This window comes from Streptococcus sp. KHUD_013 (assembly GCF_052588545.1).
Map to the genome: position 1 here is coordinate 839,040 of NZ_CP186264.1, position 17,107 is coordinate 856,146.

Below are 17,107 nucleotides of genomic sequence, written 5' to 3' on the forward strand. Positions count from 1 at the left end.
TGTTATTATTTATTTCCATAGACGACTGAGTGGATGTTATACGCTAGGAAACAATTTTCTTTATTGAGTATGTGATTTGAATATGGTATAATCGAGATACATAAATATATACTTTGAGGAATTTAAATGTTTGATTACGAAAAACTATGGAAACTGATAAAAGATAAAGGCCTAAAAAAAGTAGACCTAAAAAAACATGTTGGAATAACTCCTACTACCTTAGCAAAGTTAAGTAAAAATGAAAATGTTAGTATGGAAGTACTACACAGGTTATGTGAATATTTGGAATGTGATATTGGAGATATTGTTGAGCATGTATATACTCCCTATAAAATAGATGATTCTTTAGGAACTTTTACACCTAATAAAAACGAAGATATTCATAATTGGTTTTCATATTTAGAGGGATATTCAAAATCATTAGTTGAAACCGAATTAAGTAAGTTAGATGGAGTAACATCTATATTGGATCCATTTAGTGGTTCAGGGACAACACCATTAGTTGGAGTTTTTAATGGCTTAACAAGCTATTACTGTGAAACAAATCCTATAATGGCATTTGTTTCTAAAATAAAAACAGAAGATTCGTTTAAGCTAGCATCTGATCCCGAGAAGATGGAAAAATTCAATGACTATAAGGTTGGAGTGATACAATATTTGGAAGATTCTAAATACAATACTCGTGAGAAGTTAGAGATGCAGGGATTTGAAAAATATTTTGAACAAGAAAATATTTTTTATATTAAGAAATACAAACATTTTATCTCAAAGATTGATGATGTGATTATTGAGAATGTATTTAAGATTGCCCTAGCAGGGGTTGCTGTAAATGTTTCAAAAATGATTAGACGTGGCGACCTTAGATACGCTAAGGGGAAAGAATTAAACAAAACTAGTAAAAATTTCTTAATTGAAATTGAAAAGAAGCTAGATAGAATCCACTCTGACCTGAAATCAATTAGGAATATAAAAGTAGGAAAATCAATATTCCTTACTAACGATGCCAGAAATATTTCAAGTGAAAATATTGTTGATGTTGTAATAACTTCCCCACCTTATCTAAACGGCACAAATTATATCAGAAATACTAAATTAGAATTGAAGTTATTAGACTATGTATCTTCTGAACAGGAGCTTGCGGCAATGCATAAAAAAGGAATAGTTGCTGGAATAAATAATGTGTCAGTTGGTGCAAGAATTTATGAACCCATAAATTTAGTAAAACATATTATCAAAGAGTTAGATGATGTAAGCTATGATTCAAGAATTCAAAAGATGATTATTGCATATTTTAATGATATGAATGAAGTATTTGAATCCTTAAGTAGAGCAATTAAAGATCGTGGAAAGTTGATACTTGATATTGGTGATTCTCAATTTGCGGGGGTACATGTCCCTACTCATGAAATTCTAATTGAAATTGCTAAAAATCATGGTTTTGTACTTTATGAAAATGAAGTCATTAGGACAAGAAAATCTAAAAGCGGTCTTGAGTTAACCCAGAGAATTCTTCGTTTTAATCTATCAAAAAAGGTGAATAGGTTGAAATCAGAGTATGAAAAAGAAGCTTATGAATTTCTAAAGAAAATGAAATATCAAGAAAAGGGGAGGAATTGGGGACACCCTTGGCATTCTTTATGTTCCTACAGAGGTAAATTGAAACCGGCGATAGCAAATGAATTAGTAACAAGATTTACCAAACCAGGTGATAGGGTTTTAGACCCTATGAGTGGAGTTGGAACAATTCCTTTAGAAGCTAGCTTACAAGGTAGAATAGGAATTGCAAATGATCTAAGCGAAATGGCTTACATTATTTCGAGAGCGAAGGTGGAGAGGCCGCTTCTTGAGGATGTAGAGGCAAATATTTCAGAACTAGAAAAGTTTATAGAAGACAATAAAGAAAAGTATTCTGATAATTCTGAAGTTAGGCGTTTCGGATTGAATAAAAAGATTATTGAGTATTACCATCCGGAAACTATGAAAGAAATATTAGCTGCTAGGGCTTTTTATATGAATAGAGATTTGTCATCGAGTGATTGTTTAACGATGTCATGTTTAATGCATATTTTACATGGTAATAGACCTTATGCACTTTCTAGGAATTCTCACCCTCTGACTCCCTATGCTCCTAAAGGAGAGTTTATTTATAAGAATTTGATAAAACATCTAAGAGAAAAAGTACTTAGAAGTTATAGAATTATTGAAGGGGAAGAAGTATGGAATATTGGGGAAGCCTATAACTATGATATTTTAGAGCTTGGTCAATATTTAAAAGAAAAATCAGATGTAATAATCACTTCTCCACCATTTGCATCATCTTTTAAGTTCTATACTCAAAATTGGCTTAGATTATGGTTTTCGGGTTGGGAGCCCGAAACTTTTGAGAAAGCAGATACTTTCTTTTTTGACAATAAACAAAATCGAGATATGGATATCTACTATTCATATTTTAAAGCGTGCAATGAAATGTTAAAAGAAAACGGCAAACTTATACTACATGTTGGAAAATCAAAACAATTTGATATGTCTAAAGAGCTTCTTCAGAGATGTGGGGAGTGGTTTGATACTGTAGCTGTTGGAGAGGAATTAATTGAGGGAGAAAATCATGGTGTAGTGGATATCGGTTCTACCATTGCGCACCAGTTTATCTTTTTAATAAAAAAATAAGGTAGTATTTCAGAGCTAGAGTTTTAGCTTTGAAATACTACCTTTTTACATAGGTGAGGTTATGATTTCATTAGATCATCGGCTTGACGAACATATGCAGGGGAAATGTCTTTATATACAGCAAAAAAGTCAAATCCTGTATCTCGTAAAATTCTATTTCTCAGTTTAATCACTTCAGGTATATATGCGGCGAATTTTTCAAGTAGCTCTTTAACTTTATTAGGATCATTTAATGCTTGAATCGCATCAGGATTATACTTTGGTTTGCCCGATAGTAGACGATAGTCAAATCCAGTTAAAATAGCTAATTTTCTGAGATGTTTATCGTCATAAAAATTTGCAGGCCAGCTACCGGATTTACGACCGTTGCAGTCACGGCATAATAATGTTGCGTTCTCGGTTGATAACGGCCAAAGGTAGTATACTGGCAAAGTATGGTCAAGAGGTTTTTCTTTATTATCAGTGACTGCACTAAGATCTTTTCCACAACAAAAACACTTATGATCATATCGTTTTTCTATTTCGGAGCTATTGATTTTGGGATTTCCCGCAATATTAAGAAGGAGGCGTCTTTTTTGTGCAGCTTCTCTGTGTTGATCCGAAAGTCGAGTACCATTTTTTATAGCATTATATGCCTTTTTACAAAGGCGACATTCACCTTGCTTCCCTGATGCACGTGATGAGTGCTTATCAAATAATTCAAGCGGTTTTATAGTATTACAAATGATACAGTATTTATATTGCTTGGATTCTTCAATGTATTCGTCATGGTATATTGTAAATTCACCAGTTTTAACAGAAATCGGATTGCCATTCTCATCATTAACATCCATCGAATAATCATAAAATTTAGTTTCTCCATCCGATTTATGAGTATAATTACATGTTGGACAAGAGATGGTAAAATTCTCTGGTAGTTCATCTTCCCGTACAAAAATGAATTCCTTACAGTCAGGATTTAAACAGTTAAATCCTTTGAAAACAATATCTCCCATACCTTTTACATGCTCAGAACGAATTTGGTTTGATTTAGTTAAATTACTATAGGGGGATCTTCGCGCCATGATTTTCTCCTTAGTACTGTTTTCTTATTTTTATTGTATCGCAAAAGCTGATTAAAAACAATTTTCAATGTCTATTTTAACTATCTACATTGAAATTTGGTGTTCGATTGAAGAATCGTAATTTTGTACTCACCTAATAACTTATTCGGCAGTAATCCTATTTTATGAATTTGCTAATTTAGTCCAGATTTTCATCTTTCATCGCTTATAATTAAGATGCAGATTTCTGGAAAGGAGGAAAAATGGTCAGAAGGAGTTCTAAAAAATTAACGAAGAAGCAAGAGCGTATCCGTAATGCTTTTGAGTCCGAAAGAACAGTTGAGGTCATTCCAGCAGTGGTGCAGAATGCTAGCTTGGGAGAGCAGAAGACCCGTGTGGCAGCTTATTGTCGGGTGAGCACTTTTGATGAATCCCAATCAGGCAGTTTTGAACTACAAAAACAAACTTATTTGGAAAGGATTCAGAATACTCCCAACTGGGAGTTGGCTGGAATTTATGCTGATCAGGGAGCATCTGGTACTACCATCAAGAAACGTGAACAGTTTCAGAACATGCTGGAAGACTGTAGGCAAGGAAAAATTGATTTGATACTGGTTAAGAGTATCAGTCGCTTTGCTCGGAATCAGCTAGATTTCATTAGTATATACCGGGAGCTGAAAGCTTTACCTCATCCAGTGGGTATTTTAATAGAAGACATTAATCTAAACACACTGGATACCAAAGGTGAGCTTGTTTTAGGTGTCATGTCCATAGTAGCTCAGGGAGAGAGTGAACAGAAGAGTGCTTCTATTACTTGGTCGATAATTGAGCGTTTCAAACGTGGTATTCCTATTATTCCAACGCATAATCTTCTTGGCTATACCAAGGACAAATATGGTCAAATCGTAATTGATGATTCAGAAGCTAAGGTAGTAAGGTATATCTATGATTCCTATATGAATGGTAGGACTGCGCGTGAGATTGCTGATGCGTTAATGAAGCACCATATTCCAACGGTTACTGGACTTGAAAACTGGTCTACTCTTGCTGTTAATAACATCCTTAGGAATGAGAAATATAAGGGTGAGATTATCATGCAGAAGACCTATACGGTAGACTGCTTTAGTCATAAGACGCGGAAGAATAATGGTGAGCGTCCGAAATACCGACTGAGAAATGGAATTCCTTCAATTATATCTGACTCTGACTGGAGTTTGGTTCAAGAGCTGCTCTCTCAACCGAGAACAAGAACGAAATCTGCCAAAGTAGCTCTTGTGCCAAAACTCTATGTAAAAAGGGTGAAGTCAGGAATACTGAAGGATTTTATTGTACTCGATTCTTCTTGGAAAAAGAAGGAGATTCAAACTGTATTTAAAGGAGAAAAACCATGAGATTTTCAGACTACGATTTACAGGTTATTACTATAGAGAAAACTGCTAGTGATTACAGCATGACTGTCAATAAGAATTTCGTAACATTCAGCAAGGCCATAGCTGCTGAGCTGAACTATCCTAGTCATGTCATTGTGGCATTTAACAAAGACACAAAAGTCATGGGGATTCAGGTATGCCATGCTAATACCAAGGGGTCTTATGAGTTTTGCAAGTCAAAAAAGATTAGAAAAGGTGTGGTTCAGATGATGAATAAGAATCTGAAAGAAGCCATCTTGACAATTATGCCAGACTGGGAGAGTGGGAAACGCTATAAAGTACCAGGTATATACATTGCTGAGGATAGGGCCTTTGTCTTTGAGTTAAAAGGCTATGAGGTTCTTGAGGACTTTCGTAAACAGACACACCATGATATGGAGGACTTAGCAAATAGAAAAAACAAGAATCTATAAATTTCCTATTGCTTTTAAAAGTAATGAACTTTATAAAGCTGAAAATCCATTATTATAAAAGAAACAGGTCTAGTATATTCACTTTTCTAGACCTGTTTATCAATATTTGTTTAGAGAAAAATTTATGGCATTTAGTAAACAGTAAAAGTTAGAACGTACAACTATTGTTCATCTTTAAATATTAATGAATAGTGTTCGTTGTATCTCATGAAAGTCGGCTTGTCATCAAGAAGTTTGAATATTTGTAAAGCTTGTTTCATTTTATGCTTTCCTTCAATTTTATTATTTTGTTTCAACTCAAAATATCCTTGGGCATATAGGAAAACAGTTTTCTCATAGTAGCTCAACTCATTCTTTAAAAGCAATTCTATTTCTTGTATTAGAAAGTTGCAATGATTAAATCTATAATTATCAATACTTGCGATTAAGCAGTTCAAAGCAAGTTCTGTAACTAACCTTTTATTCGTTTTACTAACAAAACAGTAAAAATAGTTTTTTACCATTTCCTTTGTCAATAAGAAGAGAGTATCATAATTTAGTGTTCTCACACAATTTCCGAGGAGAATAATTTCATAATAGCCCCACTTTTCAATTTTAAATAAGTAGTCAGACAATTCTAATAATTCATTTTTAGTAGGCTTAATAGATTTATCAAAAGTATAAATTATAGATTTTATCATTGTCCTTTCTAATGATGAAATTTTGTATGTTACATCTTCATTTAATAATAGCTTTATATTTGAGAATCTTTGTTTAGAGTATTCTTCCTGAATATATTTAATAAGATTAATAAAATTGTTAGGATGATTTTCATTGCTATGAATGGTCAAAAACTCTTCCAGAGTAATATTAAGCTTATCAAGTATATTCATTAGTCTGATGCATGATATTTCAGATTCGCCTCGCTCAAATCTTGAAATTTGAGATTTAGAAAGATATTCATCGGCTATTTTACAGATACTAACTTGTTTACCCTTTCGAACTTCTCTTAGTGTTTTGCCTAAAGATGATTTCATGATATTCCCACTTTCACAACAAAAAAATATTTTGATAAAAAATATTATACAATATCTGGTAATAAAAAGAAAGGACTTAAACCTATGAAAAAAATTTTTTTATTCCTTTTTTTAATATTGGATATTATTATTATCATTGGTATAAATAACTATGTTATGTTACTTTAACAAAACACGTAAAAAAGTATGATAGAGAACTTATGGAGTTCCATATATTATAGGAGTAGGTGTATGCTAGATGATATTGTAATCACAGGGATCGGCATCGTGTCTCCCTTAGGTATCGGAAAAAAAGAATTTTGGAAAAATAGTTTAAATGGGAAATCAGCTATTATACAGAGTAAAGAGATGATGAATGCTGGAATGAAATCATCTACTTATTCAAAAATAAAAGAATTGAATTATGAAAACCATCTTCAAAGTATAGAAGAACAGACATTGAAAAATCAATCGAAATTTGCTAAGAATGCTTATATTGCAGCAAAAGAGGCTATACTTGATGCACAGATAATAAATTATCTTGATAAAGAAAAAGTGGGAATTATCTCTAGCTCAGCGATTGGAGGAACACCTGAAATTCAAGAAATTTATGAAGAAATAACACAAGGAGGTATAGATGATATAGAGTACAAAAATGTAGGAGATAAATTTTACAATAATGGGATGTTTAATTATCCAGCTACTGAAATATCTAAAATATTTGGCTTTAATGGGATTTGCGTGTCCCTTTCCACAGGTTGTACAGCAGGTTTGGATGCTTTAATAACTGGAATTCAGTTATTAGAGAGTAATGAATTAGATATAGCAATTGTGGGAGCATCAGAAGCGCCTTTATGCACTTTGACCTATTCAACATTAAATGCTATCGGAGCTTTATCAAAATGGGAAGGTGAACCTAGTGAATCATCTAGACCCTTTGATAAAAAAAGGTGCGGATTTGTTATAAGTGAGTCATCCGTTTATCTAGTTTTGGAAAAGAAGAAACTAGCTGAAAAAAGGGAAAGAAGTATTTATGGCTATCTAAAAGGAGTAGCGAGTCTTTGTAATGCGAATCATATGACCGATTTAAAAGATTCAGAAGCTTTATCAGAAACCATACGACAAGCAATACAAAGAAGTGGATTAAATCTTAATGGTATTGATTATATCAATGCTCATGGTAGTTCGACACAACAGAATGACAAATGTGAAAGCGAGGCATTTCACAATGTATTTGGTAGTTTAATAGATGAAATTCCAGTAAGTTCCACTAAATCCATGATGGGACATCCATTATCTAGTGCGAGCCTAGTTGCCTTAGTCAGTACAATAGGGGCAATTCAGAATTCAATAGTTCCACCAAATATAAATTACGAATACCCTGATCACGAATGCGAATTAAACATTACCTTAAAACCAACAAATAAAATAATTAATACTGCATTGGTTACTGCAAGTGGTTTTGGAGGTATACATTCTGCCTGTATAATTGGGAAATGAGGAATTGAAATGACCACGAGAGTTGTTATAACAGGAAGAGGGATTGTCAATCCCTTAGGAAATAAAATATCAAAATTCAAGCATAATTTATATTCACTGCAAAATGGTATAAAAAAAATAGAGAGGTATGACACTTCCAAAAATAGAATTAAAGTTGCAGGAATTATTGATAATTTTGACGAATCGGTAATTTCTAGAAGAGTTAATCACAAAATTGATACTTTTATTAGATATGCAGTATATGCAGCTCAACAAGCTATGGAGGATAGCGGATTTAAAGAATGTAGTAATTACAACTCATATAGGACAGGTGTTTTTGTCGGGAATAATTCAGGAGGATGGGACATTTCTGAAAGAGGATTCAAAGAATTGTACATAGATGGAGCTGAATTTGTTAACCCGTGGCAGGCAACAGCTTGGTTTCCTGCGGCAGCTCAGGGATATATCACAATACTTAACAAAATCCATGGTTATTCTAAGAGTTTTGTTGCAGACAGAGCAAGTGGTGCGATGAGCCTAAAATTTGCATATGAATCAATTAAATCTGGTTTTAATGATGTTGTTGTTTGTGGAGGTACTGAGGCTCCTATTACTAAACTAGCTACAGTTTGCTATTCGCAAACAAAAGACTTATATGAAAGTGAGGAAGCAGTGTACTATTCTCTCTATAATAGAGGGAATGGAATCGTACTAGGTGAAGGGAGTAGTTTTTTAGTACTTGAGGAATTGGAACATGCTTTAAGTAGGGGGGCTAAAATATATGGAGAAATTGTAGGCTCGAAATCTAACAGAGGAGACTATATAAAATGTATGGATAAATTAATGTCAGGTTTAGAATTAACTTATTCAAATTTAGATGTTTTTTTGCCTGAAGCATGTGGAGTTTATGAATGTGATAAGATTGAAGATCGATTCATTGATGATGTTTTATCAGATAATACTATTATTTCGACCCCTAAACAGCTATTTGGTCATCAATATGGAGCCTCTACGGTAACAGACGTATTAATTGGAACTATGTATATAGAGGATTCGATATGTATAGTTGACACTCGAAATAATAATATGAGGGTAAGTAGTGTTGATGAGGTTGATACAATATTAGTTTCATCAAGAACAAGAGAAGGTATTAATGTAGGAACGTTGTTAAAAAAATATAGGAGCTAAAAATGAAGGATATTTTAAATTTTTTAAAAGAAGCATTGGAAAATATTGGAATTGAGAAAGAAGAAATCAACAACAGTAGTTCTTTATCGGACTTCGACTTGGATTCTACAGAGAAAGTAGATTTATCATTAGCTATAAAACAGGAGTATTTTGTTGAAGTTGCTTTAGAAGATGATAAACAAAGTTTGATTGACTTATCTAATGAAATTTATTCAAAAAAGGAGAAATAAAATGAGTAAACTTATTAAAGAATATTATCAAAAAATATATAAAACCGAGAGTCCATCTGCTCATGAATGGACAGCAGGGACAGCCAATCCAGAGTTAGTTAACTTAGTATATGAGCAGAAAATTAAGCCAGAGTCTCATATTTTAGAAATAGGTTGTGGACTAGGGACCGAATCAGTCTTTTTAGGAATTAGGGGAATGAATGTGACTGCAGTTGATATTTCAGAATCTGCTATTTTGACAGCTAAAAAAATTGCTAGCGCATATGATGTAGTTGTGGATTGGAAAGTCGGTGACATTCTTGAAATGGAATTGGAAGAGAACAGTTTTGATGTTATTACGGATCAAGGGTGTTTTCATCATTTAACAGATGATGAAAGGAAAATTTATGCTAAGCAAATCCTTAAATTCTTAAAACCTGGCGGTATGTTTATTCTTCGTTGTTTTTCCGATAAAATTTCACCTGGAGCACAACCAAGGAGAATCTCAAGTGAAGAATTATTGGATACTTTTTATCCTGAATTTAAGTTAGAACATCTTGAGCGTATCCTATCATTTTCTACCCAAGATAGGCAGTTTCCACTGGGATGGTTCACCATTTGGTATAAATAATATGATTTATGGCCATGGTATAGATATTCAAAATTTTGAGCGAACTCGTGTATTGTTAGAAAAATATGATTCAATAATGGTTGACCTCATATATACTGAAAATGAGTGGAAATTTATTAAGCAATGTAATACGGACTGTATTTTTAGAGCGACCTTATTGTTTTCACTAAAAGAGTCAGCGTCAAAAGCACTTGGGACTGGTTTTAGAGGAATTAAATATAGCGATATAGAGATAAAAATAGAAAAACAAACCTATATTTTAAATATTAAAGAAGGTTTATTTAAAGATAATTATAATGCGTTGTTATCATTTACATGTGATCGTAATAATATTTACACATCTGTTATTTTAGAGGTAGAGTATGAATAGTTTAATTAAAACAATGTTTTTTGATCCAAGTAAGCATCCAAAGTTAGCAATAATTACTGACAAAACTAAATTTACGTATAAAGATTTACTGTTTAATATTTTTTGTCTCAAGGAATATTTATCTAGGCTTTCTATTCATAAAAACCAAACAGTATCAATATATATGAATGATTGTCCAGAATATGTTTTCTTATTTTGGGCATGTATATTTTCGGGAATTAGACCTATTTTAATAAATAAAAAAATGAATAGGGCAAACTTAGATTATTTATACTCTAATTCAAACTCAGTTTATTTAATTAGTGATATTGATTTAGAATATGACAATCAAGCAATAGTGAAACTTGATGATATACGTTCTTACCTTAATACAAAAAAATGTACTGAAGAATTGAATTTTAGTAATATAGATTGTTTACCTAGTGATGTTCCTTCTTTTTATTTATGTACTTCGGGAAGCACTGGAAATTCTAAGATTATTCCACATACTCTGGATGATGTACTTAATTGTATAGAAAGTTTTCAAGCTACTTCTACATGTATTGTACCAGAGGATTTAATTTTTTCAGTGTCTAAAATTCCTTTTGCGTATGGATTTGGAAATAGTGTATATCTACCATTTTATGCAGGTGCAACAGTATTCATTTGCGAATATGATTCCATTTCACAGATATATAAAAGTATTTGTAGGAATAATCCTACAGTAGTTTTTGGAGTACCGACATTTTTTAATGCAATTCTAAAATTATATGATAACATAAATGAAATAGGTTCGAAGTTTAGAATGTGCATTTCTTGTGGAGAAACATTACCTAATGTAGTATTTGAAGAATGGAGCAGAAGGACAAATAATTATTTAGTTGAAGGAATGGGAACGACAGAACTTTTATACATTTTTTTTATAAATAGTTTACATTCACCAAAGAGTGGTAGTGTTGGAACACTTGTACCCGGATATTCAGCAAGGATTATCAAAAAAGATGGCAGTGAAGCCGAAATTAATGAGGTTGGGGAATTATTTGTATCTGGAAGGAGTTGCTGGAATAAAGAAGTTTCTGAAATAAGCACCGGGGATTTGTTTTACCGTGATGCAGGTAATAACTATTACTATTGTGGAAGAACAAATGATTTATTTAAAATTAATGGAAATTGGTTTAAGAGTTCTACTATAGAAAACGAACTGATTAGGCAGTCTGAAATTAATGAAGCGATGGTTAGAGTGAATCCGATCAACAAAACTTCAATTGAGGCATATATTGTTTTGGCTGATAATCAAAAAATATCAGATTTGAAACTAAAAAGTAGATTAAGAAAGAGAATCCCTCATTATGGGATTCCTGATAAATTTTTTAGAGTTCCTAAAATTCCAAAGGGAATTACAGGAAAAATAAATAGAGGAGCGGAGATAAAGACAAGTGAATAAGAACAATCTATTTAAAATAATTAATATAAAAGAGCTAACGGATGTAAAAACTCCATATGGTTGGGTAAAACCTATACTAAAGAATTTCTATTTAAGTACTACTCCTGACTTCACATTTGGTATTTCTAGTTTAAATTCGGGTAAAAGCCAAGAACTTCTTCATGAATTTAGTGATGAAATCATTATTTGTATCTCTGGAGAATTTAATATATATGTCAATAATATAAAATATGATATTCATGAAGAAGAATGTGTATTTATACCTAAAGGTCAAGCTTATAAGATTGAGAATGAAACAAATGCAGAGGTCAAAGTCATTTACATTGCATTTCCATTAGCTCCCAACCCAAAGTTAGGACATACTTACATAGAGAAAGGATAAATGATATGGATGAAATTAAAGAATTTAATCCTGAGGTAGTAAAAGCTTTTTTCGCCTTAACGGAAGAAATTACAAATGAAATTGATTTTTCACAAAGAGAAAAAGAATTGATATTAATTGCAATGTTCCTTGTAAATCGAGGAATTAGTGGACTTAATACTCATATTCATAGAGCATTATCTGCTGGAGCAAGTGAGGAAGAAATTTATCATACAATTTTATTAGGCCTTCCAGTTGTTGGAATTACAGACGTTAATCTTGCTTTTAAAGAAGCAACTAAAATTTTTGGAGAAAAATAAAAATGGTTAAATTTATTGATCTAAGTGTTTCTGTGGGAGATAACGATTCAGAACCCTCTAAATTTAAGCACACTAGGTTAACTAGTTCAGAGGGAGCAAAGGGACTAGCACAAAAAGCAGGAATACCCATATCTTCTTTCCCTAATAATGAATTTTTGACACTTGATACCTATACTTTATCGACTCATATGGGAACACATGTTGATGCTCCCATTCATTTTGGGGATAGTGAGAATGTAGAAAATATAAATACAAAATCTGTTGACCAATTGCCACTTGAATGGTTTTATGGTGAAGGCAAAGTATTAAACTTTTCAAAATTTCCTAGAAAAAAGAATATAGAGAAAGAAGATATAGTAAAGGTATTAGAAAAGGAAAAAATTGAAATTAAACCAAACGACATCGTACTTGTTTATACGGATATGGATAAGTTATATGGAACAAAAGAATATTTTACTGATGGGCCAGGGATGTCTAAAGAAGCTACAGAATTTTTGTTAGATTTGGGTGTTAAGGTAATAGGAATTGATAGTTATGGATTTGATAGATCCTTTCCAGTAATGTTAAACGAATTCAAAATTACTGGAAATAGAAATGTGCTATGGCCATCTCATTTCGTTGGAAGAACGCGTGAATATGTTCATATAGAGAAGCTGTGCAACCTAGATAAATTACCTAAAGAGGGGTTTTTGCTGTCTTTATTTCCAATAAAGTTAGATAAAGCGGATGCAGCTTGGGTGAGGGCAATAGCAATTGTGGAGGAGTAGATGAAAGTAAAGAATGAAATAATAATAAAAGATAGACTTGAAGATGTCTTTGAAATAACGAATGATGTTAGAAACTGGCCGTTGCTATTCAAAAACTATACAAAAGTTGAAATACTTGAAGAAGATGAAAATAGTATAAAGTTTAGATTATTTATGAATGATGGTCAAAAAGAGATTTCATGGATTTCCTTACGGAAGACCGATAGAAAAAAGTTTTCAGTAGAAGGTGAGAGATTAGATCCAGTTTTTCCATTTGATTATATGAAACTGAAATGGTATTATGAACGGGTTAAGGAAGGGACAAAATTGTCATGGGAGCAAGAGTTTATCCCTTCTAAATCATTGAATCCTGCTGACCAAAAGCGCCTTATTGAACATATGTTGAATAGTCCTCAAAAAGAATTGCAATATATAAAAGAAAGATATGAACGCATTGTTAAAAAAGAAAAAGATAAAGATTAAAAATAAAATAATGTGCTATTCTATTAATTCATCTTGGGAAAAAAGTAAAGATAATCTTTTACTTTTTTTTATTCATGGTCTATCAGAACATCCCTTAGTTTGGGAAAAGATTATTACTTATTTACCAACATATAGATGCTGTGTGTTATATAGGCCAGGATATGATTCTTCGTTTTCTGAAAATGAATCACAAATATTAGAATGTGTTATTCGTAGATTATGTCATATACAACAATGTAACAATTATTTTATTGTAGGGCACTCGTTAGGAGCTTATATAACACTTCAACTTAATAAATTTTTACCAAAGGGGAGAGTCTTAATCTCTCCATTTGAGTCAATCAAGTTAGGTCAATTAACTTTTAGCTCATATGAAGAATTTGAATATAGTCTTGAAAAAGGATTTAAATCGGATGTTACAGGAGACCTCAAACAAGAGTATTTTAAATTAACGAGGGAAATAGGCCTTTCAGTCATAAATAAAGATATTGAACTACATAGTAGTCTGAACTCAATTAATAGAATCATTGAACTACCAACATTGATAGTAAGACCATTATACGATCAAGTAATTTCTAATCGAAGGTTTAAAAAATTGTTGCAAAAAATTCCATATGCTACTACTGAATTTATTGCCGGCGGACACAATATAATCTATGAATCTCCAAAATTGATAAGCAGTTCTATTGCCCGTTTTATTGAGGAAAAGATATGAAATTAACTATTTATTTTGATAATGCTTTTTGGTATGGCCTAATTGAATATACAGATTATAATAATAATTATAGAGTAATTAAACATTTATTTGGTAGCGAACCTAAAGACTTTGAAGTTTTTGAGTTTATCTATAAAAAATTACCCTATCTTATTGAAAAAAATAATAAAATTGTAGTTTCATCGTCAGAGTTACAAACATTACCAAAAGATAAAAAAATTAACCCCAAAAGGATGCAAAGAGAGATAAATAAGGCTAAAAATAAACCTGTAGTATCTACTAAGGCTCAGAAGGAATTATCTAAGGTTCATGAGTTAGTGAAGAAAGAAAAAAGATTAAGTAACAAGAGACGTAAAGAGGAAATGAAGGAACGTCGATTTCAGTTAAAGGCGCAAAAACGCCTAGAAAAAAGAAAAGGGCATTAATAATATTTTGGTTTTAAAAGTATTATTATGATACCCTTTGCTTTTACAGAATATAAGGTTGAATATAGATTATACAATGGGAAAAAGTAGTTTTTTTCAAGAATTGTTGTTATAATGATACTAAAAGTGGAGTCAAAGAATATAATTAGATTAGCTTTAAAAGGGCTAATTTGGGGTAGGACGAAATGTAAGGAGAAAAATATTTTATAAAGGGAGATTGTTATGTCATTTCAAACCTTATTCCAAAATACATTTTATAATGAGCTTTTTGCTAAGATTAATTCGTATGTTTATAACTCTAGAGAATCTTTAAATATATCCTCATATTCAATTGATGATATCAATTTTGCCAAACTAGATGACTTCTCTATAAAGAGTATTCATGCAAGCAATAAAAGTGGAGACTTTATTGTTTCGGATTTACTTGTAATTGGTTTTTTAAATATTGGAGGTCATGGTCGATTTGGCTATGAAAATGACAGTGCTGAAATCTGGCTTTCAGTAAAAGTAAAGTACCTATTGGCAGATGGTCTTCATCAATTTTCTGTCTTAAAAATTAAGCCTTATGTTCCTTCAAGTGAGAAGGGGCCTGTTCCTTATTTTTCAAAAGAATTTGTGCCCTATGTTAGCGCGAAGAATATGGATAGTATTGCAGAAGACATTTTAGAACAATATTATCCAGAGATGCTACAAGCTCCTATGGCACTGCCCATCTATGATTTTGCAGGGAATATTGGAGTTGAGGTTGAAGAAGCTACTCTTTCCTCAGATGGCTCTATTTTTGGTGAGATGTTTTTTAAAGATAGTCTTGTGACTTTCTTTGATGGAGATCAAGAAAAGAAACGTACTGTGAAGGCCGGAACCGCTCTCGTTGACCCTCAGGTAAAAGGACTTCGAAATCAGGGAAGCTTTAATAATACCATTATTCATGAATGTGTTCACTGGCTCCTACATCGTACTCACAATGAATATAAGAGTTTATTTGGTTCGAAAGATACCAAAATTTCCAGCTATTTAAATCGCTCAGCTATCAAAGAAGATAAATGGAGTACTTATGACTGGATGGAGTGGCAGGCTAATGGCATTGCTGCGAGGATTTTGATGCCTAGAAAAACTACGAAAATGATGGTCCAAGAACTGTTTCTCAAATATTCATTAGTTTTTGATGAAGATGAACGGATCACTATGTTTGAACAGGTGATTGATGATTTAGCTCAATTCTTTCAAGTGTCTCGATGGGCTGTTAAGATTCGCATGATGCAGCTTGGTTATACCGAATTTGAAGGCATCTACAAGTATGTGGGGCATGAATACATCAAGAGCTATACCTGTGAAGCGGATGCGATTCAGAACAATCAAACATTTACCATCTCTTTTAACAATGCTTGTTTTTTGAACTTCAAGAATGAACGTTTTAGAGAGCTAATGGATTCGGGAAAATATGTTTATGTAGATTCTCATTTTTGCATAAACTCTGAGAAGTATGTTCGTATGGTAGAATATGGAGTTTATCAAATGACTGATTATGCATACTCTCACATGGATGAATGCTGTCTCGTATTTGATATCCACTATGCAGGTCGGAAAAGTATTAGTTTTAAGGATTTCAATGATTATATCTTGTATCGTGGAAATCTGCCTGAACTAAAAATTGAGATAGATTTCTCAGAACACATCATTGAAGTCAACTCAATCCCGGAATACTCCGGCCATATTTTCCCTGAGATTCAGCGCATTATGGAATCTCTTCCGAATCATTTTTGTGGTACATTGCGTTTCCACCGAGATAGGAAGAATTGTACACAGGAACAATTGGAAGAATACAGTGGCGTTAGTGTTTCTACAATAGAGAGAATGGAAACAAAGCACGGAGAGAATGGTAAGTTGAAGAACATAATTGCCGTCTGTATCGGCCTAAAGCTGTATCCAGATTTTAGCTTTGATTTGATTAGGAAGAGCACTCACAGTTTTAATGACCTGCTTCCTCACCACTGTGCTTATAAAATGATTCTAAGAAGTTGTTACCACCTTTCATTAGAAGAAGTAAATGAAAAACTAAAATCGATGAATGTGAAAACAATTTAAAAATTTTTTATGTTGCACCCCTCATTTTTTGAGGGGTGCTTTTTTGCGTTCTAACAGGTTTTTTTAAACAAATGGATTATATCAAAGACTTATTTTAACGTTCAAAACCCCTCATTTTTTGCTC

Annotated in this window: 18 protein-coding genes; 16 read left to right on the forward strand and 2 right to left on the reverse strand. The window is 32.4% G+C overall.

Annotation, left to right across the window (positions count from 1 at the left end; genetic code table 11):
* Positions 1 to 126: 126 nt before the first annotated feature.
* Positions 127 to 2,667, forward strand: coding sequence for a helix-turn-helix domain-containing protein (locus tag ACOXXR_RS03790; protein WP_445278767.1), 2,541 nt, complete (start codon positions 127 to 129; stop codon positions 2,665 to 2,667).
* 59 nt (positions 2,668 to 2,726) lie between these two features.
* On the opposite strand, the gene ACOXXR_RS03795 is transcribed toward ACOXXR_RS03790, so the two are convergent.
* Positions 2,727 to 3,731, reverse strand: a complete 1,005-nt coding sequence (locus ACOXXR_RS03795; RefSeq protein ID WP_125347290.1) for an HNH endonuclease — start codon at positions 3,729 to 3,731, stop codon at positions 2,727 to 2,729.
* 242 nt (positions 3,732 to 3,973) lie between these two features.
* Between ACOXXR_RS03795 and ACOXXR_RS03800 the strand changes: the two genes are divergently transcribed.
* Positions 3,974 to 5,101 (forward strand): recombinase family protein, encoded by a 1,128-nt coding sequence (locus ACOXXR_RS03800; RefSeq protein WP_445278768.1) that lies wholly within the window; start codon positions 3,974 to 3,976, stop codon positions 5,099 to 5,101.
* Positions 5,098 to 5,553 (forward strand): hypothetical protein, encoded by a 456-nt coding sequence (locus tag ACOXXR_RS03805; RefSeq protein ID WP_445278769.1) that lies wholly within the window; start codon positions 5,098 to 5,100, stop codon positions 5,551 to 5,553. Before ACOXXR_RS03800 ends, ACOXXR_RS03805 begins: the two co-directional genes overlap by 4 nt.
* A 161-nt stretch (positions 5,554 to 5,714) precedes the next feature.
* Here ACOXXR_RS03805 and ACOXXR_RS03810 read toward each other — a convergent pair whose 3' ends face one another.
* Positions 5,715 to 6,569 (reverse strand): helix-turn-helix domain-containing protein, encoded by an 855-nt coding sequence (locus ACOXXR_RS03810; protein ID WP_117277113.1) that lies wholly within the window; start codon positions 6,567 to 6,569, stop codon positions 5,715 to 5,717.
* A 231-nt stretch (positions 6,570 to 6,800) separates the two neighbouring features.
* Here ACOXXR_RS03810 and ACOXXR_RS03815 point away from each other — a divergent pair, with 231 nt between their 5' ends.
* The 13 genes from ACOXXR_RS03815 (at position 6,801) to ACOXXR_RS03875 (ending at position 16,983) form a co-directional block, all read left to right on the forward strand.
* Positions 6,801 to 8,048 (forward strand): beta-ketoacyl-[acyl-carrier-protein] synthase family protein, encoded by a 1,248-nt coding sequence (locus ACOXXR_RS03815; protein ID WP_000883312.1) that lies wholly within the window; start codon positions 6,801 to 6,803, stop codon positions 8,046 to 8,048.
* A 9-nt stretch (positions 8,049 to 8,057) separates the two neighbouring features.
* Complete coding sequence (locus ACOXXR_RS03820; protein WP_000213426.1) at positions 8,058 to 9,215, forward strand: beta-ketoacyl-[acyl-carrier-protein] synthase family protein; 1,158 nt, start codon at positions 8,058 to 8,060, stop codon at positions 9,213 to 9,215.
* Positions 9,216 to 9,217: 2 nt separating this feature from the next.
* Entirely contained in the window at positions 9,218 to 9,445 is a 228-nt protein-coding gene (locus ACOXXR_RS03825; RefSeq protein WP_000651810.1) for a hypothetical protein, read from the forward strand.
* 1 nt (position 9,446) lies between these two features.
* A complete protein-coding gene (locus tag ACOXXR_RS03830; protein WP_445278770.1) occupies positions 9,447 to 10,055 on the forward strand; it encodes a class I SAM-dependent methyltransferase in 609 nt (202 codons plus the stop codon).
* A 1-nt stretch (position 10,056) separates the two neighbouring features.
* Positions 10,057 to 10,425: a 4'-phosphopantetheinyl transferase superfamily protein gene (locus ACOXXR_RS03835; RefSeq protein WP_445278771.1), complete on the forward strand. Its 369-nt coding sequence runs from the start codon at positions 10,057 to 10,059 to the stop codon at positions 10,423 to 10,425.
* Entirely contained in the window at positions 10,418 to 11,848 is a 1,431-nt protein-coding gene (locus ACOXXR_RS03840) for an AMP-binding protein (protein WP_445278772.1), read from the forward strand. Before ACOXXR_RS03835 ends, ACOXXR_RS03840 begins: the two co-directional genes overlap by 8 nt.
* Positions 11,841 to 12,230 carry a cupin domain-containing protein gene (locus tag ACOXXR_RS03845; protein WP_001039061.1) on the forward strand — a complete coding sequence of 130 codons (390 nt, stop codon included), beginning with the start codon at positions 11,841 to 11,843 and terminating at the stop codon, positions 12,228 to 12,230. The genes ACOXXR_RS03840 and ACOXXR_RS03845 overlap by 8 nt, the downstream gene beginning before the upstream one ends.
* A 5-nt stretch (positions 12,231 to 12,235) precedes the next feature.
* Positions 12,236 to 12,529, forward strand: coding sequence for a carboxymuconolactone decarboxylase family protein (locus ACOXXR_RS03850; RefSeq protein WP_000343399.1), 294 nt, complete (start codon positions 12,236 to 12,238; stop codon positions 12,527 to 12,529).
* A gap of 2 nt (positions 12,530 to 12,531) precedes the next feature.
* A complete protein-coding gene (locus tag ACOXXR_RS03855; protein ID WP_000238214.1) occupies positions 12,532 to 13,296 on the forward strand; it encodes a cyclase family protein in 765 nt (254 codons plus the stop codon).
* Positions 13,297 to 13,758 (forward strand): SRPBCC family protein, encoded by a 462-nt coding sequence (locus ACOXXR_RS03860; RefSeq protein ID WP_000865291.1) that lies wholly within the window; start codon positions 13,297 to 13,299, stop codon positions 13,756 to 13,758.
* Positions 13,721 to 14,473: an alpha/beta fold hydrolase gene (locus tag ACOXXR_RS03865; RefSeq protein WP_000992810.1), complete on the forward strand. Its 753-nt coding sequence runs from the start codon at positions 13,721 to 13,723 to the stop codon at positions 14,471 to 14,473. Before ACOXXR_RS03860 ends, ACOXXR_RS03865 begins: the two co-directional genes overlap by 38 nt.
* A complete protein-coding gene (locus ACOXXR_RS03870; protein ID WP_000778909.1) occupies positions 14,470 to 14,898 on the forward strand; it encodes a YjdF family protein in 429 nt (142 codons plus the stop codon). Before ACOXXR_RS03865 ends, ACOXXR_RS03870 begins: the two co-directional genes overlap by 4 nt.
* A 222-nt stretch (positions 14,899 to 15,120) precedes the next feature.
* Positions 15,121 to 16,983 carry an ImmA/IrrE family metallo-endopeptidase gene (locus tag ACOXXR_RS03875; RefSeq protein WP_445278773.1) on the forward strand — a complete coding sequence of 621 codons (1,863 nt, stop codon included), beginning with the start codon at positions 15,121 to 15,123 and terminating at the stop codon, positions 16,981 to 16,983.
* Positions 16,984 to 17,107: the final 124 nt, after the last annotated feature.